Source organism: Streptomyces sp. NBC_01515, from assembly GCF_045040345.1.
Lineage (GTDB): Bacteria > Actinomycetota > Actinomycetes > Streptomycetales > Streptomycetaceae > Streptomyces.
This window is the reverse complement of the sequence record NZ_CP109416.1, coordinates 9,438,350-9,459,418: the sequence shown is the minus strand read 5'-3', so window position 1 is coordinate 9,459,418 and position 21,069 is coordinate 9,438,350. Positions and strand designations below refer to the sequence as shown.

Annotated in this window: 20 protein-coding genes and 1 riboswitch; of the genes, 5 read left to right on the top strand and 15 right to left on the bottom strand. The window is 71.1% G+C overall.

Annotated elements, in window-relative coordinates; genetic code table 11:
• Positions 1–119 precede the first annotated feature (119 nt).
• On the bottom strand, positions 120–1,040 hold the full coding sequence (locus OG407_RS42210; RefSeq protein WP_405865661.1) for a LysR family transcriptional regulator: 921 nt from the start codon (positions 1,038–1,040) through the stop codon (positions 120–122).
• 141 nt (positions 1,041–1,181) lie between these two features.
• Between OG407_RS42210 and OG407_RS42205 the strand changes: the two genes are divergently transcribed.
• Complete coding sequence (locus OG407_RS42205) at positions 1,182–1,475, top strand: muconolactone Delta-isomerase family protein (protein WP_405868886.1); 294 nt, start codon at positions 1,182–1,184, stop codon at positions 1,473–1,475.
• A gap of 139 nt (positions 1,476–1,614) precedes the next feature.
• The gene (locus OG407_RS42200; protein WP_405868884.1) at positions 1,615–2,742 is read left to right on the top strand and encodes a YbfB/YjiJ family MFS transporter; all 1,128 of its coding nucleotides are present in this window, start codon (positions 1,615–1,617) and stop codon (positions 2,740–2,742) included.
• On the opposite strand, the gene OG407_RS42195 is transcribed toward OG407_RS42200, so the two are convergent.
• The 7 genes from OG407_RS42195 to OG407_RS42165 all read right to left on the bottom strand — a co-directional run bounded on the left by OG407_RS42195 (position 2,743) and on the right by OG407_RS42165 (position 9,323).
• On the bottom strand, positions 2,743–3,351 hold the full coding sequence (locus tag OG407_RS42195; RefSeq protein ID WP_405865659.1) for a TetR/AcrR family transcriptional regulator: 609 nt from the start codon (positions 3,349–3,351) through the stop codon (positions 2,743–2,745).
• A 23-nt stretch (positions 3,352–3,374) separates the two neighbouring features.
• On the bottom strand, positions 3,375–3,965 hold the full coding sequence (locus OG407_RS42190) for a GAF domain-containing protein (protein WP_403585665.1): 591 nt from the start codon (positions 3,963–3,965) through the stop codon (positions 3,375–3,377).
• 60 nt (positions 3,966–4,025) lie between these two features.
• Positions 4,026–4,643, bottom strand: a complete 618-nt coding sequence (locus OG407_RS42185) for an ATP/GTP-binding protein (RefSeq protein WP_329261944.1) — start codon at positions 4,641–4,643, stop codon at positions 4,026–4,028.
• The gene (locus OG407_RS42180; RefSeq protein WP_403586058.1) at positions 4,621–4,992 is read right to left on the bottom strand and encodes a DUF742 domain-containing protein; all 372 of its coding nucleotides are present in this window, start codon (positions 4,990–4,992) and stop codon (positions 4,621–4,623) included. The genes OG407_RS42185 and OG407_RS42180 overlap by 23 nt, the downstream gene beginning before the upstream one ends.
• Positions 4,993–4,994: 2 nt before the next feature.
• Positions 4,995–5,429, bottom strand: a complete 435-nt coding sequence (locus OG407_RS42175) for a roadblock/LC7 domain-containing protein (RefSeq protein ID WP_019069670.1) — start codon at positions 5,427–5,429, stop codon at positions 4,995–4,997.
• A gap of 77 nt (positions 5,430–5,506) precedes the next feature.
• Positions 5,507–7,684, bottom strand: coding sequence for a sensor histidine kinase (locus OG407_RS42170; protein WP_405865657.1), 2,178 nt, complete (start codon positions 7,682–7,684; stop codon positions 5,507–5,509).
• Positions 7,685–8,111: 427 nt separating this feature from the next.
• Complete coding sequence (locus OG407_RS42165; RefSeq protein WP_405865655.1) at positions 8,112–9,323, bottom strand: MBL fold metallo-hydrolase; 1,212 nt, start codon at positions 9,321–9,323, stop codon at positions 8,112–8,114.
• 194 nt (positions 9,324–9,517) lie between these two features.
• On the opposite strand from OG407_RS42165, the gene OG407_RS42160 reads away from it, so the two are divergent.
• Together OG407_RS42160 and OG407_RS42155 are read left to right on the top strand one after the other, a co-directional pair.
• On the top strand, positions 9,518–10,696 hold the full coding sequence (locus tag OG407_RS42160; protein WP_405865653.1) for a Glu/Leu/Phe/Val dehydrogenase dimerization domain-containing protein: 1,179 nt from the start codon (positions 9,518–9,520) through the stop codon (positions 10,694–10,696).
• 44 nt (positions 10,697–10,740) lie between these two features.
• Positions 10,741–11,355 carry a TetR/AcrR family transcriptional regulator gene (locus OG407_RS42155; protein ID WP_405865651.1) on the top strand — a complete coding sequence of 205 codons (615 nt, stop codon included), beginning with the start codon at positions 10,741–10,743 and terminating at the stop codon, positions 11,353–11,355.
• A 119-nt stretch (positions 11,356–11,474) separates the two neighbouring features.
• On the opposite strand, the gene OG407_RS42150 is transcribed toward OG407_RS42155, so the two are convergent.
• The 3 genes from OG407_RS42150 to OG407_RS42140 all read right to left on the bottom strand — a co-directional run bounded on the left by OG407_RS42150 (position 11,475) and on the right by OG407_RS42140 (position 15,935).
• A complete protein-coding gene (locus tag OG407_RS42150; protein WP_405868881.1) occupies positions 11,475–12,260 on the bottom strand; it encodes an SGNH/GDSL hydrolase family protein in 786 nt (261 codons plus the stop codon).
• A 188-nt stretch (positions 12,261–12,448) separates the two neighbouring features.
• Positions 12,449–13,393, bottom strand: coding sequence for a peptidoglycan DD-metalloendopeptidase family protein (locus tag OG407_RS42145; protein ID WP_405865649.1), 945 nt, complete (start codon positions 13,391–13,393; stop codon positions 12,449–12,451).
• 4 nt (positions 13,394–13,397) lie between these two features.
• Positions 13,398–13,560, bottom strand: a riboswitch (cyclic di-AMP (ydaO/yuaA leader).
• Positions 13,561–13,862: 302 nt separating this feature from the next.
• Positions 13,863–15,935 (bottom strand): alpha-galactosidase, encoded by a 2,073-nt coding sequence (locus OG407_RS42140; RefSeq protein ID WP_405865647.1) that lies wholly within the window; start codon positions 15,933–15,935, stop codon positions 13,863–13,865.
• 170 nt (positions 15,936–16,105) lie between these two features.
• On the opposite strand from OG407_RS42140, the gene OG407_RS42135 reads away from it, so the two are divergent.
• Positions 16,106–16,903 (top strand): tyrosine-protein phosphatase, encoded by a 798-nt coding sequence (locus OG407_RS42135; RefSeq protein ID WP_405865645.1) that lies wholly within the window; start codon positions 16,106–16,108, stop codon positions 16,901–16,903.
• An 18-nt stretch (positions 16,904–16,921) separates the two neighbouring features.
• On the opposite strand, the gene OG407_RS42130 is transcribed toward OG407_RS42135, so the two are convergent.
• The 4 genes from OG407_RS42130 to dxs form a co-directional block, all read right to left on the bottom strand.
• Entirely contained in the window at positions 16,922–17,047 is a 126-nt protein-coding gene (locus OG407_RS42130) for a DUF6126 family protein (protein ID WP_019058824.1), read from the bottom strand.
• Positions 17,044–17,676, bottom strand: coding sequence for a helix-turn-helix domain-containing protein (locus OG407_RS42125; protein ID WP_403585686.1), 633 nt, complete (start codon positions 17,674–17,676; stop codon positions 17,044–17,046). Before OG407_RS42125 ends, OG407_RS42130 begins: the two co-directional genes overlap by 4 nt.
• A gap of 82 nt (positions 17,677–17,758) precedes the next feature.
• The gene (locus OG407_RS42120; protein WP_405865642.1) at positions 17,759–19,144 is read right to left on the bottom strand and encodes an aspartate aminotransferase family protein; all 1,386 of its coding nucleotides are present in this window, start codon (positions 19,142–19,144) and stop codon (positions 17,759–17,761) included.
• Entirely contained in the window at positions 19,141–21,048 is a 1,908-nt protein-coding gene (gene dxs, locus OG407_RS42115) for a 1-deoxy-D-xylulose-5-phosphate synthase (protein WP_405865640.1), read from the bottom strand. Before dxs ends, OG407_RS42120 begins: the two co-directional genes overlap by 4 nt.
• Between the last annotated feature and the right edge of the window lie 21 nt (positions 21,049–21,069).

Genomic DNA, 21,069 nt, shown 5'->3' with positions numbered 1-21,069 from the left:
AGCCGACCGGTCGCCTATGGGAGAAAGTAGGTGACCCGGGGAAGTGAAAGCAAAGGTCAGGCAGGGTTTTCCCAGGACCGGAATCCTTGTTGCTGGGAGGCCTGGCCTCCCAGTCCACGTCAGCGGTGCGGGTCGCCCTCGGGCAGCCACGCGTCGGGGGCGCGCAGCCCGAGGTCGCCGACGCCGTCGCAGAGCGCGTCCACGGCGGCGAGCACCGCGGTCCGCGTCTCGCCCTCGCGCCACACCAGCGACCAGGTCCAGTGGACCGTCGGCCCGACGATCTCGCGGCGCACCAGGTCGGACGGCAGTGAAGTGGTCTGCCCCTTGGGCGAGTTGACGACCGGGCGGCGGCTGCGGCGGACGTGGTCGAAGAACGCGGGGCCGGTGATCCCGCCGTCGGAGATGGGCACCGCGCGGGCCCCGGTATCGCGCGCGAGCTGCTCGGCGTAGACGTTCCAGGACGACCAGGAATTGGTGTCGTCGTCGAGGAGGAGGACGGTGTCCCTGGCCTGCACATCACCGGTGTCGGTGCCCGGGGACACCGCGTACAACCGGTCCGCGCCGAGCAGCCGGGCCCGCAGCCCGTGCCGCTTCAGGTCCTCCTCCCGCACCCAGCACACGGCGAGGTCCAGGCTGCCGTCCGCGACCCGGGCGGCCTGCGTGTGCGAGGGCGCGACCCACGCGTCGACGTGCACCTGGGCCACCCCGGCGGTGCGCGAAGTCAGGTCCGCGGGAAGCCAGTTGACGTAACCGAGCCGCACCGCCTCCGAGCCCGCGAGCCGCCCGGCCCGGCGCCGGAGGTCGTCGGCGCGCTCCAGCAGGGCACGGGTGTGCGGGAGCAGGGCGGCACCGGCCGGGGTGAGGGAGACCGAGCGGCGGTCGCGGTCGAAGAGCCGTACGCCCAGGTCGCGTTCGAGGGCCTTGATCTGCTGGGAGAGGGAGGGGCCGGCGATCAGGAGGCGGTCGGCGGCCCGGCCGAAGTTCAGCTCCTCGGCGACGGCGACGAAGTACCTCAGTTGGCGCAGCTCCACGCCCGTCATGCTACGCGGGCTGGGAGACCGGACCTCTCAACAGGGAGTGAGCCCGTCGTGGCGCCCGGGCCGGTCCCGGGCCACCATGAGGTCATGGAAGCCCGGCGCCCCGAAGCCCCGCCGGGCGGGCCCGAACGGAGCGAGATCATGCTGCGAGAGTTCCTGGTCGAGATCACCACCACGATCCCCGAGGGCACCCCTCAGGAGGAGGTCGACCGCCGCCGCGCCGCCGAGGCCGTCCGCGCCCGCGAACTGGCCGCGACCGGCCGTCTGGCCCGGCTGTGGCGCCCGGTCGGCGAACTGCGCAGCATCGGCGTCTGGCGCGCCGCCGACGAGGAGGACCTCCACGCGAAGGTGCTCGGCACCCTGCCCCTGCACGCGTGGATGACCTTCGCCGTCACCCCGCTGGAACCGCACCCGAACGACCCGGGCTATGCGGAGTAACTCACCGTAACTCACCCTGACCGCAAGGGATTTCACAGCCGTGAGCCGCTACGCCCCGGTCCCCGCACCCCGGGCGGAGGGCCCCCTCCTGTCCCCCTGGCCGCACGTCGTACGGGTCGCCGCGGCCCTCGCGGCGGGCATGGGCGTCGGCCGCTTCGTCTACACCCCGATCCTCCCGCTGATGCACTCCCAGGCAGGGCTCTCCACCCGCGCCGGCGCCCACCTGGCCACCGCCAACTACGTCGGCTACCTCCTCGGCGCCCTCGCCGGCACCCTGCTCCCCGCCCTGGTCCGCTCCCGCGCGGTCCTGCGCGGCTCGCTCGTCGTGCTGATCGGCACGCTGGCCGCGATGCCCGCCACCCACAACACCACGGCATGGATCGCGCTACGGCTGCTGGCGGGGGTGGCGAGCGCGCTGATCTTCGTGGTCGCGGTCAGCTCGCTCCTCGGTCACCTGCGGGACCACCCGCCCCACCTCCCCGGCTGGGGCTTCGGCGGCGTGGGCGCGGGCATCGCGCTCTCCGGCCTGCTGGTCCTCGCCCTGCGCTCCGTCGCGGACTGGCAGGTCGCGTGGTGGTCCTCGGCCGCGCTCGCCGCAGCGCTCGCGACCGCCGCGTGGAATCTACGGCCCGAGGTCCCGCCGAAACCCTCAACCGGCTTCCCTGACACGTCAGTTGACCCCTGGTTCGGCGCCCTGTTCGCCGGCTACACCCTGGAGGGCGTCGGCTACATCGTCGCCGGTACCTTCCTGGTCGCCGCGATCGGACAGAGTTCCCCGGGCTGGATCGGCAGCGGCGCGTGGGTGCTCGTCGGACTGGCCGCCGTACCGTCCTCCGCACTCTGGGCCCGACTCGGGCGCCGTTGGTCGCGGCCCGGGCTGCTGGGCGTGGCGCTGGTGATCCAGGCGGTCGGCATCGCGCTGCCCGCGCTGGTCGGTGGGGTCGCGGCGGCCCTGGTCGGCGCGGTGCTGTTCGGCGCCACCTTCATCGGCGTCAGCACGCTCGCCCTGGCAACCGGCGCGGAGTTGCGATTCCCGCGCTCGGTGGCCCTGTTGACCGCCGGCTACTCCGTCGGCCAGATCCTCGGCCCCCTCGCCGTAGCCCCGCTCCTGCACCACGGCTACCGCCCGGCCCTGCTCCTGGCCGCCGGAGTGGTCCTCGCCGCGGCCGTCGCGTCCGCCGTCCTGCGGCTCGGCTTTCCGCGCCGTCAAGCGGTGGCGATACGGCACTCCGCCCCCGCCCAGGAGATACGCACCGCCGGTCGCTGATCAGGCCGTACGGGCCCCGAGCAGCGCGAGGCAGTTGCCCCAAAGGGGGCTCAGGCGCCCGGTGTTGTTGTAGAGCTTCGCGAACATCACCTGGCCCTCCAACTGCGCGACGACGGAACGCGCCGCCTCCCGGGGGTCGTTGACGGTCACGTCCCCGCGCTCGCGCGCCTCGTCGATGACCGCGGCGACCATCTCGACCTGGGCGTCGAAGATCTCCTGCAGCCGTGCGCGAACGGCCTCCGTCCGATGGCTCATCTCCAGGCTGAGGTTGCCGAAGAGACAGCCCAGCACGGTGCCGCAGCCCTGCTGCACGGCATGCTGCCCGGCCTCGGTCTCCTCGAACAACTGCCGCAGCCGGTCCAGCGGTTGAGCACCGGCGGTCCCCCCGCTCAGGATGCGTGTCCACTCCCGGCGCTGGTCCGCCCAGTGTGCGTCGACGACGGCCAGCGCGAGGGCCTCCTTCGACGCGTAGAAGTAGTAGAAGCTGCCCTTCGGCACTCCGGCCGCCTTGCAGATCTCGGCCACCCCCAGCGCCGAATAACCGCGCGCCTCGAAGAGCGACCGCCCGGCGGCGAGGATCTTCTCTCCGGCATCACTGGTCCTACCCATACGCCAACTATACGACCGGTCGGCTAGCGACTGTCCGCCTGTCCGCCGCCGAGCAGTTCGAGGCGGGCCACCAGCTCCGCCGCCGTCGACTTGATCGTCTCCAGACCCGGCTTCCCCCACGGCCGCGGCTCCGTGTCGACGACGCACACCGTGCCGAGCACCATCCCCGTGGAGTCGATGAGCGGCGCCCCCAGGTAGGAGCGGATCCCGAACTCGTCGACGACCGGATTGCCCGCGAACCGCGGATAGTCGCAGACGTCCTCCAGCACCAGCGCCTTGCGCCGGACCACCACATGGGGGCAGAACCCATAGTCACGCGCCAACTGCCGCCCCACCTCGGGCTTGGCGTGCTCCCTTCCCGAGACGGGCCGGGGCAGTCCCACCCCGCCCGGAGTGTGCAGACCGGCGAAGAACTGCCGGTTCTCGTCGATGAAGTTGACCATGGCGTACGGCGCCCCGGTCAGGTCGGCGAGATGGTCCGCGAAGGCGTCGAGCGCCGGGTCCGGGTGTGCCCCGAGGCCCAGCCCGCGCAGCCGGCGCCGCCGTTGAGGGGCCTCCTTGTCCTCGGGCGTGAGCAGCAGACGACCGGCCGGACGCGGCGGGTCGTAGCTCATGGGCGAACTCCGTCCGTGTGGACGTATGACATAGAGGAACTCCGTGGCGGTGTGCGGGGATCACATGTGGGCACCATGGCTCGGCGCGTGTGCCGGGGCGTGGGCGATGAGATGGCGTACCAGGGTCAGCAGGGTCTGGACGCCGGAACTGGAGATCCGCGCGTCGCAGCGGACGACCGGGATCCCGGGGTCGAGGTCTATGGCGGCACGCACCTCCTCGGGGTCGTAGCGGTAGGAGCCGTCGAACTCGTTGATCGCGACTATGAAGCCGAGGCCGCGCTGTTCGAAGAAGTCGACGGCCGCGAAGCACTCCTCCAGGCGTCGGGTGTCGGCGAGGATGACCGCGCCGAGGGCGCCCTCGGACAGTTCGTCCCACATGAACCAGAACCGCTCCTGTCCGGGTGTACCGAACAGATAGAGCACGTGTTCCGGATCGAGGGTGATCCGGCCGAAGTCCATCGCCACGGTCGTCTCGACCTTGTTCTCGATGCCTTCGAGATCGTCGGTCGCGGCACTGACCGTGGTGAGCAGCTCCTCCGTGCTGAGCGGCGCGATCTCGCTCACCGCGCCGACGAAGGTCGTCTTGCCGACGCCGAAGCCGCCCGCCACCAGGATCTTCAGTGCGGTGGGGAAGGGGTCGTGGCCGCTCTCGTAGTCAGAGCTTTCGTCGTAGTCCATCGAGCACTGCCTCCAGAAGAGACCGGTCAGTGGGGTTGTGGTGGAACTCGGGTGGCTTGGTGGTCAGCGCCCCGCAGTCGACGAGGTCGGACAGCAGCACCTTGGTGACCGCGGCCGGCAGCTTCAGGTGGGCGGCGACCTCGGCGACCGAGACGGGCGCGCGGCACAGGTCGAGCGCCTGCGCGTGCTCGGGTCCGAGGTAGCCGAGAGGGGTGGCGCCGGTGGCCATCACCTGCGACAGGAGGTCGAGTGCGACGGAGGGCCGGGTACGGCCGTTGCTGACCGTGAAGGGGCGCACCAGACGTCCGGCCGCGTCGTCCAACCAAGGCCCGTCGCCGGCCGTCGCCACGCTCAAGGCCTCATCGCAGGTGATTCGACGGCGTGCTGCCGGGGGGCGGTCACGAGGTAGGGGCGGACGCTCTTGACCAGCATCGCCATCTCGTAGCCGAGCACGGCCGCGTCGGCCTCGCGGCCGGCGAGCACGGCGAGACAGGTGCCGGAGCCGGCCGTGGTGACGAAGAGCAGCGTCGAGTCGAGTTCGACGACGACCTGCCGGACGTCTCCGCCGTCACCGAAGCGGACGCCCGCGCTCCGGCCGAGGGAGTACAGCCCGGAGGCCAGCGCGGCCATGTGGTCGGCGCTGTCGGGGTCGAGCCCGTGAACCGACTTCACCAGCCCGTCGCAGGAGAGCAGGACCGCGCTGGTGGTGTGCGGCACGCGCTGCACGAGGCCGCTCATCAGCCAGTCGAGATCGGATACATGGCCGGTCGGCGCATCGCTCGCCATGGTGGATCGACTCCTTGGGGTACGAAGGTCTGCGGGAGCGCTGGTGGGGGTGCCAGTGGGGGCGGGGGCCTGCGTGGTCATCCGGCTGATGCGCTCCCGTCGTGCCGGGCGGTGCGGTCGTGGTCATGGCCGAGCACATGCGCGTGCGCTTCGGTTATGGGGGACGCGTCCATGTGGGGGGCGAGGGTGAAGCGGTCCGTGCCGGTGTCCGGTGTCGTCGGCTGTGCGGTGTAGCGGTGGAGTGCGGTGTCCATGTAGCCGGAGCCCATGTGTGTTGCCGACAGGTGGGATTGCTCGTGCTCCACGGGGGACGGTTCCGGGGCGGACAGGTCCGCGTGGAGCGCGTTCACGTAGAGACCGCCGGTGTGGACGCCGTTCGTGTCGGCCCCGTTCGTGTGCGGGAACTCCGTGTGGTCCGACTCCACGTGCGGTGACGCCGCATCGGCCCCGTCCAACGGCACCGTCCCGTCCACCGTCTCCGCCGCCTCCATGTGCTGCTGCGCCTCCGCGAGGCCGATCCCCCGCTGGAAGGCGGCCATCAGGTCCGGGTCGTGGCCGACGGGGTGTTCGGAGTCCTGGCGGGGGGTGGGGCCGTCGCGGAGTTGGGGCGCGATGTGTTCCTGGGCGCGGCGCCGGGGCAGTTGGGGCGGCTTGCCCATGGTGCCGCGTACCGCTCCGCCGCGCGGGAGGGGCGCTGCGGCCACGTTCTCGGCCACGGTCCCTCGGTCGTCGGGACGGATACCGGGCACCGCTTCCAGGGGGTTGGCCCGTTCCGCGTGGGCACCGCGCACGGGCAGCGGCACCGGTCCGGTGCCGTTCGCCCCCGCCGCGGCGGACGGTACGGAGTCCCGCCGCTGATGCCGCCCCGGTGACCCGGCCCCGCGCTGGTGCCGCCCCGGCCCGCCGGGAGCCCCGGCCGGCGCCGACACGCCCTGCCCGACGGCGAGTTGACCCCCCTCGGTCCCACCCCGCACCTGCTGCGGCGGCACGAGCGGCTGCCCCCCGCCCAAGGTGTCCTGCGGCTGTCCTACGGCCCCGGGGGCGCCCGGTGCCGTACCCAACAAGGCCTGTGGGACCACGAGTACGGCCTGCACCCCGCCGTAGATGTTGGTCTGCAGGCGGACGTGGATGCCGTGGCGGCGGGCGAGTTGGGAGACGACGAACAGGCCGATGCGGCCGTCGGCCAGCAGGCTGGCGACGTTGACCTGGTCGGGGTCGGTGAGCAGGGCGTTCATCCGGCTCTGTTCGCCGGCGGGCATGCCGAGTCCGCGGTCCTCGACCTCGACGGCGAGGCCCGAGGTCACGAGGTTGACGCGGAGCAGTACTTGGGTGTGCGGGGCGGAGAACACCGTGGCGTTCTCGACGAGTTCGGCCAGCAGGTGGATCACGTCGGCGACGGCGTGGCCGCGCAGGGTGCCGTCGATCGGCGGCACGAGTTTGACGCGGGAGTACTGCTCGACCTCGGCGATGGCGGAGCGCAGCACCTCGGTCATGGAGACCGGGTTGCTCCACTGCCGGCGGGAGACGGCGCCGCCGAGGACGGCGAGGTTCTCGGCGTGGCGGCGGATGCGGGTGGCGAGGTGGTCGACGTGGAAGAGGCCCTTGAGCAGGTCGGGGTCCTCGATCTCGTTCTCCAGCTCGTCGAGGATGGAGATCTCGCGGTGCACGAGGGACTGCAGGCGCCGGGCGAGGTTGACGAAGACCTCGACCTTCTGTTCGCTGCCCGCCTGGCTGGAGAGCTGGGATGCCGCGACGACGGCGGTGACGGCGCCGTCGTGCGCGTGTGCCAGGTCGGCGGCGAGCAGGTCGAAGTCGTCGGCGTCCCCGGGGGGCCTGCTGCGCGGCTTGCGCTGGGGCGGGCCCTCGCCGCGGCGCAGCGCCTCGACCAGCTCGCGCAGATCGGCCTCGCCGCGCGCGCTGTCGCGGCGCAGGGCGCCGATGCGGTCGCTGACGGAACCGGCGGCGCGGCCCGCGGCGACGGCGGCGATCAGGATGCCCGCGAACGTCACCGAGGTCGCTCCGGCGAGGACGCCCCAGAGGGTGACGCTGGTCCGCGCTCCGGTGGAGCGGACGGTGAACAGGACGGCCGCGCTGGCGCTCAGCGCGACCGCGATGGGCGGCAGCACGGCGAGGCGCAGGAGTTGGGGGCGTATGTGCGTCTCGGGCAGTGCGGGCACGGGGCGGGCGGCCGGTCGCCCGTGCCGGCCGCCCTCACGGCGGTCTGCGCGGGCGGCCGGTGCACGGAGTTGAGACATCGGCGTCCTCGTACTGGTGCGTCGGACCGGTTGGTTCGCGCGGGGTGCGCGATTCGGGCATACGCCATCGCGGTGCCGGTCGAGAGAACCGAAGAATCCGGCCCTGCGTCGCCCGACGGACACTCACAGTAGTCGTCAACGCATCAGGTGCGGTGGGCAGTTGACAAACTCCCTCGGGGAGCGTCCTGCTCTGGTATGAGGCCTCGTACGACAGACCGATAACCCCCTCGACCGCACGCCGACGAAGGACAAAGAATCGATCGCGCCTGATCGGAACCGGTCACGAACAGACGTCAGGGGCCGGGGGGTTCGATACCCCCCGGCCCCTGGCATTCGTCTCTCACCCACCCGCGGCCGAGCCGCAGGGGCAGTTTCCGGGAGCCCGGCCACCCTCGGCCGCACCCCTGAACATCACGGAGCGTGTCGGTCAGCGCTCGTTCGCGAGGTCCAGCTCCGCCGGGGCGGTCGTCGGCTTCGGTTCCGTCGCTTCCGTCTCCACCGGCTTCGGGGTCCGCCAGGGGTGGTCGATCGTCCCCCCGAAGGGCCGCCACCACGGGTCCGTCGTCAGCTCGCCGCCCGGCTCGAACGGCTCGCCCGGCCGCGGTGTGGCCACGGCCTGGCCGACCGCTTCGCCCTCGTCCGCGGTCCACTCGCCGGGCTCGGCCCACGGGTGCAGCGCCAGATTGAAGGTGCCCCAGTGGATCGGCAGCAGCACCCCGTGCGGCCGGCCTCCCTGGAGGTCGAGGTGGGCGCGCATGCCCTCCTCTGGTGTCATGTGGATGTCGGGCCAGAACTCGCTGTACGCGCCGATCTGGATCATCGTGGCGTCGAACGGGCCGTGCGCGGCGCCGATGTCCTTGAAGCCCTCGAAGTAGCCGGTGTCACCGCTGTGGTAGATCCGGTGCTCGTCACCGGCGACCACCCAGGAGGCCCAGAGGGTGTGCTGGGTGTTGCGCAGACCGCGGCCGCAGAAGTGCCGGGCCGGGGTGGCGGTCAGGGTGAGGCCGCCGACCTCGGTCTCCTCGTGCCAGTCCAGCTCGCGCAGCCGGTCGGCGGACACGCCCCAGTGCTCCAGGTGGGCGCCGACGCCCAGCGGCACGGCGAACAGGGTGTCCGTGTCGGCCAGTGCCTTGATCGTGGGCATGTCCAGGTGGTCGTAGTGGTCGTGCGAGATGACCACGACGTCGACCGGGCCGAGCGCGGCGATCGGCAGGGGCACCGGGTGCAGCCGCTTGGGTCCGGCGAACGGGAACGGGGAGCAGCGCTCGCCCCACACCGGGTCGAAGAGGACCCGGTGGCCGTCGATCTCCGCGAGCACGCTGGAGTGCCCCATCCAGGTCAGCCGCAGCCCGGTCGCGGCGGGCCTGGCCAGGTCGGCGAGGGTGGTGGCGTGCACCGGCAGCGTGCCGTCGGGGGCGCGGAGGGCGCGCTGCTCCTTGTCGAGGTAGGACTTGCCCATCCCGCGCATCGCGCCGCCGGACGGGCGGAGGTTCGTATTGCCCCCGGGGTTCTGGAACACCCCGTCCTTGAAGTGGGGTGATCTGCGGATGCGCGCCAGGCGCTCGCCGCTCGGGTCCGCGCCGAAGGCAGCGGGCTGCAGCGCGCGGAGCCCGGAGCTCAGCGTACGGAATCCGGTCACGATGCCTCCAGGTCGGGTCGGTCAGGCTTTCCATTATGGTCGACCCCTGTGACAACGCCGCTGCGTCGGCGTCACCGGGGCCGGTTTCCAAGGAAAGACCAAAGTTCCGCGCCGGAGGTTGACACCGCGGGACGGAACTCGCCCTTCCGTCCTGTCCGTACCCGCCCTGCCGGCCGGCGCCCCGAGGAGCCCGTATGACCGCCCCCTTGATGTCGCTCACCTGGACCGACCACGTCACCGGCCGCCGGGGCTTCCTGGTCGTCGACCGGCTGGTGCGCGGGGTGTCCAGCGGCGGACTGCGGATGCGGCCGGGCTGCACACTCGACGAGGTGGCGGGGCTGGCCCGGGGCATGACCATGAAAGAGGCCCTGCACTACGACCCGGAGGGCCGGTACATCCCCCTGGGCGGCGCCAAGGGCGGCATCGACTGCGATCCCCAGGACCCGGTGTCGTACGGCCTCCTCGTGCGCTATCTGCGCGCCATGCGGCCGTACATCGAGAGCTTCTGGACGACGGGCGAGGACCTCGGGCTCAGCCAGGACCTGGTCGACCGGGCCGCCGCGGAGGCGGGGCTCGTGTCGTCGATCCAGGCCGTGTATCCGCTGCTCGACGACGAGACGGCGGCGCGGCGGCGGCTCGCGGACGCCTTCGCGGTCGAGGTGGACGGCATCGGTCTCGACGAGCTGGTCGGCGGCTGCGGGGTCGCCGAGTCGGTGCTCGCGGCGCTGGACCGGGCGGGCGTGCCGTACGCGGGGACGCGGGTCGCCGTACAGGGGCTGGGCACGATGGGCGGGGCCACGGCACGGTTCCTCACGCGCGCGGGGCTGTCGATCGTCGCCGTCGCCGACATCAAGGGCACGATCGCGAACCCGGCCGGCCTCGACGTGGACGCGCTGCTCGCGGCCCGGGACGCGTACGGCACCGTGGACCGCTCCACGCTGCGCCCCGGCGACCTCGAACTCCCCGGCGAGGACTGGCTGTCCGTCGACGCGGAGGTGCTGGTCCCGGCGGCGGTGTCGTACGCGATCGACACCACGAACCAGCAAGGGATCACCGCCCGTTGGATCGTCGAGGCGGCCAACATGCCCGTACTGCCCGAGGCGGAGGAACTGCTCTCCGCGCGCGGGGTGACCGTGCTGCCGGACGTGGTCGTGAACTCCGGGACGAACGCCTGGTGGTGGTGGACCCTGTTCGGCGACATCGGCGCCGACGCGGAGGAGGCGTTCGCCCACACCCGGCGTTCGATGCGCGCCCTGATCGACCGGATGCTGGCCCGCGCGGAGGCCGACGGCACGACACCGCGCGCCGCCGCGCACGCCATCGTCGACGACCGGCTGCCGGTCATCGCGGAACGGTTCGGCTGGTACCGGTGACGTACGGGACAACACCCCTATGGGCAACGGATTAGGGTGACGGCGTGGCGAGAGTGCGGTTGAGCGTGGCGGAACGGCGGGCGGAGTTGCTGCGGGCCGCCGTCGAGCAGATCGAGGCGCGGGGTGTGGCGGCGGTCAGGATCGCCGACGTGGCCTCGGCGCTCGGCGTGAGCAACGCGCTGGTGCTCTATCACTTCTCGACCAAGGAGAAACTGGTCGCCGCCGCGTTCACCTTCGCCGCCGAGGACGACCTCGCGCATCTCCACAAGCTCCTGGGCCGTCGTACGACCGCGCTGCGCCGGCTGCGGGCCGCGGTGCGCTGGTACGCACCGACCGGGCAGGCCAAGGGCTGGCGCCTGTGGATCGAGGGCTGGGCCGTGTCGCTCCGCGAACCCGCCCTCCTGGACGTCACCCGCGATCTCGACCGCCGGTGGAAACAAGCGCTCGCGGAGGTCGTCGCCGAGGGAGTGACCGCGGGCGAGTTCCGCTGCCCGGACCCGACCACCACCGCCCTGCGCCTGACAGCCCTCCTCGACGGGCTCGCCGTACAGATGACCGCCTACGGGGGCGCGGTGTCGCGGGCGCGGGCCCTGGAGTGGGTCGACGAGGCGCTCGCACGGGAACTCGGCCTGGAGCGGGCGGCGTTGACCGCTCCCTGAGCCGTTCCCTCAAGAGCCGCCTCTTCGAGGAGACTCCTCCCGAAAAAGCCGCCTCTCCGAGGGGTCACCTCCGCGCCTGTGACCCCGTTACCGTGTCGGCCTGTTGGCGCGTCGCCCCGTCAGGCCACCCGCTCGATCCGCATCTTGATGGCGTCCGGCGACAGCGCGCCCTTCGCCTCGGCGTGGTCCCCGGAGGACTCGCCGCGCAGCCGGCGCCCGATCCACGGCACCAGGTACTCGCGTGCCCAGTGCACGTCGTCACGCCGGACGTCGAGCGTGCCGCGCGGCGGCAGCGGGGGCCAGGGCTGGTCCGGGTCGGCCGGGACCTCGACACCGAGGACCTGGCCGGCGCGGAGCGCCACGCGCGTGTGCCCCTCGGGGGAGAGGTGGAGCCGGTCGCCGTCCCAGGCCCGCCGGTCCTGGACCGTCTTCAGGGACCACAGGTCGAGCACCGGGCAGCCGTAGCGGTCGGCGATGGCCCGCACATGTCCGTTGTAGGTGGCGATCTTGCCGCGCAGATGCTTGAGCACGGGCACACCGCGGGTGTCGAAGCCGGTCGTCACCATGACGGTGCCGACGGCGGCGGTGAGGTCGGCCACCGCGCGTTCGAAGCGCTCGGCGACCTCGTCGGGGTCGGTGCCCGGACGGATGATGTCGTTGCCGCCCGCGGCCAGAGAGACCAGGTCGGGCCCGATCTCCTTGGCCCGGGTGAGCTGGTCGGCCACGATCTGGTCGAGCAGCTTCCCGCGCACGGCCAGGTTGGTGTACTCGAAGTCGCCCTCGGGCCGCCGGTCCGCGAGCAGTACCGCGAACCGGTCGGCCCAGCCGACCATCGCTCCGTCGGGCCCTGGATCGCCGACGCCCTCGGTGAAGCTGTCCCCCACCGCCACGTACGACCCGATCACCGCTCTGTTGTCACTCTTCGAATCGTTAGCCACGGCAACCATAATTCACCCTGAGGTGTGACCTACGCGATCGTATTTAGGGGTTGACGGGCGGTGAGATAAGCCACTCGTAAAGGGTTGTCCAAAGTCGGAATAACCCTCCGATCAGGGGCGTTGACCGCGGAACTGCTCGGCGCCGGGCTCCGGCGTCAGCCGACGGTGACGCCGTGCGAGCGGAGATAGGCGACCGGGTCCACGTCCGAGCCGTAGTACGGCGTGGTCCGGATCTCGAAGTGCAGGTGCGGGCCGGTCACGTTGCCGGTCGCGCCGGAAAGACCTATCTGCTGGCCCTCGGTCACGGTCTGGCCGGCCGAGACGGACAGCTGCGACATGTGGGCGTACTGCGAGTACTCGCCGTCCGCGTGCCGGATGACGACCTCGTTGCCGTAGGCGCCGTCGTAGGCCGCCGAGACGACCGTGCCCGCGGCGACCGCCTTGACGGTGGTGCCGGTCGGGACGACGAAGTCGACGCCGGTGTGATAGCCGCTGGACCACATGCTGCCCGCGACGTGATAGCCGGTGCCGATGGTGCCGCCGGTCACGGGGAGGGTGTAGCCGGTGGAGGTACTGGTGCTCGTGCTGTCGTCGCTCTGCGCGGCCGAGCTGCTCTTCGCCGAGGAAGAGGAGGACGACGACGAGGACGAAGAGGACGTAGCGCCGGACGACTTGGACGACGTACCGGTGTCCGTCCCGCTCGTCGCGGCCTTCTTGCCGAGGGTCAGCTTCAGGCCGGGGTGGATCAGCGACGGGTCGCCACCGATGGCCTCGCGGTTGTCCTGGTAGATCTTCTTCCAGCCGCCGGTGACGTCCTGCTCCTCGGCGATCTTCGCGAGCCAGTCGCCCGCCTTCACCGAATACGTCTTGACGCCCGAGGACTTCGAGACGGTCTTGGCAGTCGACTTCTCCGTAACCGTCTTCTCGGTCGCCGGAACGGACTGAACCGCCTTTTCCGGAGCGGAAGTCGTGGTCGCGGCATGAGCGCCGGTGGCCCCCATGAGCGGAAGGGCGAGTGCGGCGCCGCCGGTTCCGGCTACGGCCATCGAGCGGGTGAGTCGCTGGGACTTCGGGCGGCGGTGCTTACCCTTCGCGGGCATGACGAATTCCTCTCCGGCGCCTGCGAGGTGAGCTGTCGGGTGCGGGCTGGAGATGCCCGGCCGCGCGCTGGTCGCGGCTAAACCCCAAGCCCGTTCCGGAGACCGGAACAGGCGTCTTACCTGTGGGTCCCCCGCTCCTGCCGCATACGGGTGGGTGTGTGCGGAGTCCGGTCGGCGGCAGGATTGGGCGTCCGTCCGGATTGGTGGCGAACGTAAGCGAGGAAGACGCAAAGGGACAAGCAGGAGGTTCCACGGATTTGCGTTTCTTGTGTTTCCCTGTGGGAATTCACCGTCACCCTCCGTGAATTCCCACAGGACTCAACCCCTCAATCCCCCTGTAAAAGCACGTCAATTACGTGAACATGACGAACGACGCACGGTCACGAATATGACGCTGCTCACGTACACACCTCTCAGGTTCCTTTATTCCAGAGCGAGTTGGACGAAGGCTGCAATTGGGACAGAGGGATCAGATGCGACGCAGGCGGATAACCGTCGCATCGAGGTCACCACGCAGCCCGGTCCGCAGCCCGTGGTGCAACAGGACGGCCCCCCGGTGGACTTCGCCCGTTTCGAGGCATTCGTACGATGCTGTCGGGTCGAGCCCGCGCAGCCGGAGCGCCGGCAGTGGCTCGCCGTAGTGCTGCGCCTGAAGCAGGGCGAGGACGACGGTCTCGTCGCCGCGGACGTACTGCACGGCACTGAGTCCGCCGCTCGGCGGGCGCAGCCGGTGGAGGTCGCCGTGCTGCACGAGCGGCCGGATCTCCTTGTAGAGGTCCACCCATTGGCGGGCCTCGGCGAGTTCCTCCTCGGTCCACTCCGAGAGGTCACCGCCCACGCCGAGCACCCCGGCCATGGAGCTCACGAACCGGAAGCGCAGGCTGCTGACGCGGCCGTTGAGCTGGGTGTTGGGGCTGTCGGTGACCCAGGCGGCCATCACGCGCGCGGGGTGGATCTGGCTGAAGCCGTGCTGGATGGCGAGCCGGTCGAGCGGGTCGGTGTTGTCCGAGGTCCACACCTGGTCCGTACGGCTCATGATGCCGAGGTCGATCCGGCCGCCGCCGCCCGAGCAGGACTCGAAGGCCACGCCCGGGTGGGCCGCCCGCAACCGGTCGAACAGGGCGTACAGGGCGCGCACATGGTCGACCCAGAGGCGCTGCGGATAGGCGTCACCGGGCCACCCGGCATCCGTGAAGCAGCGGTTGAAGTCCCACTTCACGTAGTCGATCGGGGCGCTGGAGAGCAGCCCGTCGAGCTGCTCCCAGAGGTACTCCTGGACGTCCTCGCGGGCCAGGTTGAGGACGAGCTGATTGCGGAACTCCGTCCGCTTTCGTCCCTCTTGGTACTGCACCCAGTCGGGGTGCGCGCGGTACAGGTCGCTGTCGGGGTTGACCATCTCGGGCTCGACCCAGATGCCGAACTGCATGCCATGCGCGTGGACGCGGTCGGCGAGGGGCTTGAGGCCGGCCGGGAAGCGGTCCGGGTTGGGGGTCCAGTCACCGAGCCCCGCACGATCGGTGGTGCGGGCGCCGAACCAGCCGTCGTCGACCACGAACAGCTCGACCCCGAGCGCCGCCGCGCGCTGCGCGAGCGTCTCCTGCTGCTCCTCGGAGATGTCGAACTGCGTGGCCTCCCAGGAGTTGTAGAGCACCGGCCGGTCCTGGTCGGCGTCCGGGATGACGTACGTCCGCTGGTAGTCGTGCCAGGTGCGGCTGGCGCCGCCGAAGCCGGCGTCGCTCCACAGGCCGGCGAAGACGGGTGTCGTGAAGGACTCCCCCGGTGCCAGGAGCAGCAGCCCGGAGTCGTCGTACCCGGGGCCGCCCCCGATCTGCACGCGCGCGTCCGGGAGTTGGGCCACGGCGATCCGCCAGGACCCCGACCAGCCGAGGGCGCAGCCGTAGACCTCGCCGCGCTCCTCGGTCGCGTCGGTGTCGAGCGCGACCCAGGGCAGGTGCTGGTGCCCGGTGTGGCCGCGCCGGCTGCCGATGACCTTCTCACCGTAGGTGAGACCGGAACGCACCAGCCGGGACTCGGCGGCCCACCGCCCGTGCAGCTGCGACAGCTGCCACCCGTCCCGCTCGGGCAGCGTCCACACGGCGGAGTCGGCGCGCAGCAGCTCCAGTGCCTCGCCCCCGTCGTTGTCGAGACTCGTCCAGCGCTCCACGACGTCGCCGCGCATCCGGTAGTGCAGCGTGATCGCGAGCCCGGTGTCCCGGAAGCGGAGCCGCAGTTCGTCGCCCTCGGTGTCGTACCGCTCGAAGGTCCATTCCGTGCCGCGGCGCTCGGGGGTGCGCACGGACAGGGCGGGGCGTGCGAAGCGGGGGCCGCCCTCGACGGGGTACTCCTCGCGGCCGTCGAGCGGGGACTCGAAGGAGGAGCCGGCGGGCAGCGGGCGGGCGGCGAGCTCCTCGGCGTCGGCGAGTGCGATCGCGGGGCCCCAGTGCAGGTGGAGCAGTTCGTCGTCCTCGGTGAGACGGACGGCGTAGCTGCTCGTGGGGCCCGTCAGCACCCACGTACGGCCGTTCTCGGCGATCTCCAGCATCAAGTCCCTCACAGATTCGAACAAGTCCACTCAAGCAGCAACATCATCAATGGCCAGGGGCCTGCGAGGCAACGCCTGTGGACAACTCATGGCCTGTGGAATCGATGTCGTATCGTCGGAAGCGTGCCCGCCGGTGAGCCGCGTCGTCGGGCCGAGTGGGAGGAGTCCTCGTGACGCAGCAGATTCCGTCGACCGAGCCGGAGTTGTCCGGAGTGCGCAATTTCCGGGACGTGGGCGGACTTCCGACGGTGGACGGACGGCGGGTGCGGCACGGGGTGCTGTTCCGCAGCGGCCACCTCGCGCACGCGACCGAGGAGGACGCCGCGTTCCTCGACTCGCTGGGTCTGCACACGGTCTTCGACTTCCGCAACGCGTCGGACCAGAAGCTGGAGGGTCCCGACGTCGAGCTGCCCGGCGTGCGCAATGTGAATCTGCCGCTGTCGGACCCGGCGGACGGCTCCGAGTTCTGGAAGATGGTCCGCGACGGCGAGACAGACCAGCTGCGCGGGATCCTCGGCGGCGACAAGGGCGCCAACCGGATGATCGCCTCGTACCGCACGATCGTCACGGAGCGCACCGCCGAGCACTCCCAGGTGCTGCACGCGCTCGCGGAGGACAGTGTTCCCGCGCTGATGCACTGCGCGGCGGGCAAGGACCGCGCGGGCCTCTCGATAGCCGTGACGCTGCTCGCCCTGGGCGTGGAGCGCGAGGCGATCGTGACCGACTACCTGGAGTCGAACGCGAAGCACCGCCGCTACAAGGTGCGCCGCAGCGGCTCCTCCGCCTCGGCCTACTCCCCCGAGGTGATGGAACTCCTCAGCCCCCTCTTCGACGCCCGCGCCGAGTACCTGACGGCGGCCTTCGAGACCGTCGAGGAGACCTGGGGCAGCGTGGACGCCTATCTGGAGCGGGGGCTCGGGATCACCCCGGCGCTCCGGGAGCGGCTGCGCGAGCGGCTCCTGGACTGAACTCGCGGCTGCGGCGGGCTACTTGGCGCCCACGGAGAACAGCAGGTAGATGAAGGCCGCGAAGACGTGGCCGACGGCGATGTAGATGATGAGCCGCACCCACAGGGCGCGGGGGAACTTGTCCTCGATGTTGTTGCCGCTCATGGCGTCTCTCCGGTGATCGGGCCCAGGCACAGGGTGGCCGTGGGGCTCTGCAGCAGGGTGTGGACGAACAGGACCTCGACGCCGTCCTCGTCGGCGGCGGCGAGGCGGTGCGGGGTGAGCGAGTCGAAGTGCGCGCTGTCGCCCGGTGCGAGGAGGTGCGCGGTGTCGCCGAGGCGCAGCCGCAGCCGCCCCTTGAGGACGTACAGCCACTCCTCGCCGGGGTGCACGCGCACGATGTCGCCCTGGGAGCCGTGCGGGATGCGCACGCGCAGCGACTGCATCCCCCGGCCGGGGGCGCCTGCCTGCCAGTAGGTCCAGCCGCCCGCGCGGGTCGGTTCCATGTCGGCGGCGCGGACTACGGCGTCCCGGTCGGTGACCGTCTCGCCGAGCAGATCCGAGACTGTCGTACCGTAGATGCGGGCCAGCGCGAGCAGCATCGGCAGCGAGGGCTGGCGCAGCCCGGTCTCCAGACGGGAGAGATGGGCGGGCGAGAGTCCGGCCGAGCGGGCGGCGACCTCCAAGGTGAGGGAGGCGCGGCGGCGCAGGGCGCGGAGTTGCGGTGCGACGGTGGCCGGCAGGTCTTCGACCGGCCCGGCCGACGGTTCCGGCTCGGTCTCGGGAGAGCTCATGCTCTCCATTCAGCCGCAGGCTTGCCCCCGAGGCAAATCTCTTGCCTCAGAGGCAAAAACCTCCGGCGCCCGGCGGAATCCCCTACCGGTTGGCCACCGCCTGCTTCACGAGCGTCTTGCTGAAGTCCCACATCAGCCCGCCGCCGCTGTGCGCGTCGTCCATCACGGCGGTGAAGGCGTCCACGAACCGGTCCACCTCACGCTCGCCGATGATCAGCGGCGGGATGAGCTTGATGACCTCCAGGTGGTCGCCGGAGACCTGGGTGAGGATCCGGTGCCGTTGCAGCAGCGGCACGACCACCATCTGCGCGAACAGGCCCTTGCGCGCGGCCTGCAGCATGGTCCAACGGCTGCGCAGCTTCAGCGACTTGGGCCTGCCGAACTCGATGCCGATCATCAGGCCCCGGCCGCGGACGTCGGCGAGCAGCTCGTACTTGTCGACCAGCGCGGCGAGCCGGGTCCTCAACTGGTCCCCGGTGGCACGGGCGTTGGCGACGATCTGCTCGTTCTCCATGACCGACAGCACAGCGAGGCCGGCCGCCATGGCCTGGGCGTTGGACCCGAAGCTCGCCGAGTGGACCAGCACCCGGTCCATCGACGAGTAGACCTTCTTGAAGATCCAGTCCTTGCCGAGCGTCGCGCCGACCGGCACATACCCGCCGGACAGCGCCTTGGCCACGCACACCAGGTCCGGCTCCACGCCCTCCTCGTACTGGTAGGCGTAGAAGTCGCCGGTGCGTCCGAGGCCGGTCTGCACCTCGTCGGCGATGAGCAACGCCTTGTGCTGGTGCAGGAGTTCCTGCGCGGCGCGCAGATAGCCGGGCGGTGCTTCGTGGACGCCCTTGCCCTGGATCGGTTCGACGACGAGGGCGGCGACGTCGCCCTTCTTCAACTCCCGTGCCAGGGCGTCGAGATCGCCGAGCGGTACGGCCGTGTCCGGCAGCAGCGGGGCGAAGCCGTCCCGGAAGCCGTCCTCGCCGTTGACGGAGAGCGAGCCGGTGGTCAGGCCGTGGAAGGCGTGGTCGCAGTAGAGGACGCGGGGTTTCCCGGTGGCGTAGCGGGCGAACTTGAGCGCGGTCTCGACCGCCTCCGTGCCGCTGTTGCCGAAGAACACCCGGTCCAGGTGCGGGCTGTGGGTCAGGAGTCGCTCGGCGAGCAGGCCGGGCAGCGGCTGGCAGTCGAAGCGGGTGAGGTCGGCGAGCTGGGCGTCGAGGACGTCGTGCACCGCCTTGCGGACGACGGGGTGGTGGCGGCCCAGGCCCATCACCCCGAACCCGGCGAGCATGTCGAGGTAGTCGTTGCCGTCCGCGTCCCAGAAGTAGGCGCCCTCGCCCCGCTCGTAGACCTTGTCGAAGCCGATGGTGTGCAGCATGCGCGGGAGCTGGTGGTTCAGGTACTTGGCGTGCAGCTCGTAGCGCTCGGCTCCGCGCTCGGCCAAGAGCGCGGTGAGGTCGAACTCCTTGGTCATTCGGGTTTCTCCTTGGCTGTGCCGGCGTTCGCGTCCTTGACCGCCAGGCTTGCGCTGATCCGTCCGGCGACCTCGACGGGTGTGAGGCCGATGTCGGCGAGCACCTCCCCGCGTTTGGCGTGCGCGAGGAACTGCTCCGGGATGCCGAACCGCCGTACGGGGACGTCGACTTCGGCGTCCCCGAGGGCCAGCGCCACGGCGGCGCCGACGCCGGAGGCGCGGCTGTTGTCCTCTACGACGGCCACCAGGCGGTGTTCGGCGGCGAGGCCCGGGAGTGCCGGGTCGACGGGTTTGACCCAACGGGGGTCCACGACCGTGCAGTTGATGCCCCGGGCTTCGAGGAGCTCGGCGGCCTGGAGGCAGACCGGCGCCATCACGCCCACCGCGACGAGCAGTACCTCGGGGGTCTCCGCGCCCCGGTGCAGGACGTCGAGGCCGCCCACGCGGTCGATCGCCGGGATCTCCGGTCCGACCGACTCCTTCGGGAAGCGGACCAGGGTCGGCGCGTCGTCGACGGCGACCGCTTCCCTTAGCTGGGCCCGGAGTTGGTCGGCGTCACGCGGAGCGGCGATCCGCAGGCCGGGCACGACCTGGAGGATGGACATGTCCCACATGCCGTTGTGTGACGCTCCGTCAACTCCGGTCACCCCGGCGCGGTCCAGGACGAAGGTCACCCCGCAGCGGTGCAGCGCCACGTCCATCAGCAGCTGGTCGAAGGCGCGGTTGAGGAAGGTGGCGTAGACAGCCACGACGGGATGCAGCCCGCCGGTCGCGAGGCCCGCCGCCGACACCGCCGCGTGCTGCTCGGCGATGCCGACGTCCCACACCCGGTCGGGGAACTTCGCGGCGAACTTGCCGAGGCCGACCGGGTGCAGCATGGCCGCCGTGATGGCCACGACATCGTCGCGTTCCTCCCCGATGCGCAGGATCTCGTCGCCGAACACGCTGGTCCAGGAAGGGCCGTTGGAGGGCACGAGGGGTGCGCAGGTGAGCGGGTCCATCACGCCGACGGTGTGGAAGTGGTCCTCCTCGTGGGCGAGGGCGGGTTCGTAGCCGCGGCCCTTCTCCGTGAGGCAGTGGACGAGGACCGGGCCGTGGAAGCGTTTCGCGCGGCGCAGCGCGGACTCGACGGCGCCGATGTCGTGTCCGTCGATCGGGCCGACGTACTTGAGGCCCAGGTCCTCGAACATGCCCTGCGGGTTGAACGCGTCCTTGAAGCCCTTCTTCGCGCCGTGCAGCGACTCGTAGACGGTGTTGCCGATGACCGGGGTGCGCAGCAGGACGTCCTTGCCCCAGGCGAGGACCTTCTCGTAGCTGTCGGTCGTGCGCAGGGTGGCCAGGTGGTTGGCGAGGCCGCCGATGGTGGGTGAGTAGGAGCGCTCGTTGTCGTTGACGACGATGATCAGCGGCCGGTCCTTGGCGGCGGCGATGTTGTTCAGCGCCTCCCAGGCCATGCCGCCGGTGAGCGCGCCGTCGCCGATGACCGCGACGACGTGGCCCTTCTCGCCCTGTACCTGGCGGGCCTTGGCGAGTCCGTCGGCCCAGCCGAGCGCGGTGGAGGCGTGGCTGTTCTCGATGACGTCGTGCTCGGACTCCTCGCGCGAGGGGTAGCCGGACAGGCCGCCCTTGCCGCGCAGCTTCGAGAAGTCCTGACGGCCCGTCAGGATCTTGTGCACATAGCTTTGGTGGCCGGTGTCCCACAGGATGCGGTCGGTCGGGGACTCGAAGACCCGGTGCAGCGCGATGGTCAGTTCCACCACACCCAGGTTGGGCCCGAGGTGTCCGCCGGTCCTGGCCACCGCGTGGACCAGGAACTCCCTTATCTCTTCGGACAGTTCGCCGAGTTCCGCCTCGGACAGCGCCTTCAGGTCGCGTGGTTGACGGATGCTCTCCAGAATCGTCACGTCGGGCCCCCTTCGGTCCGT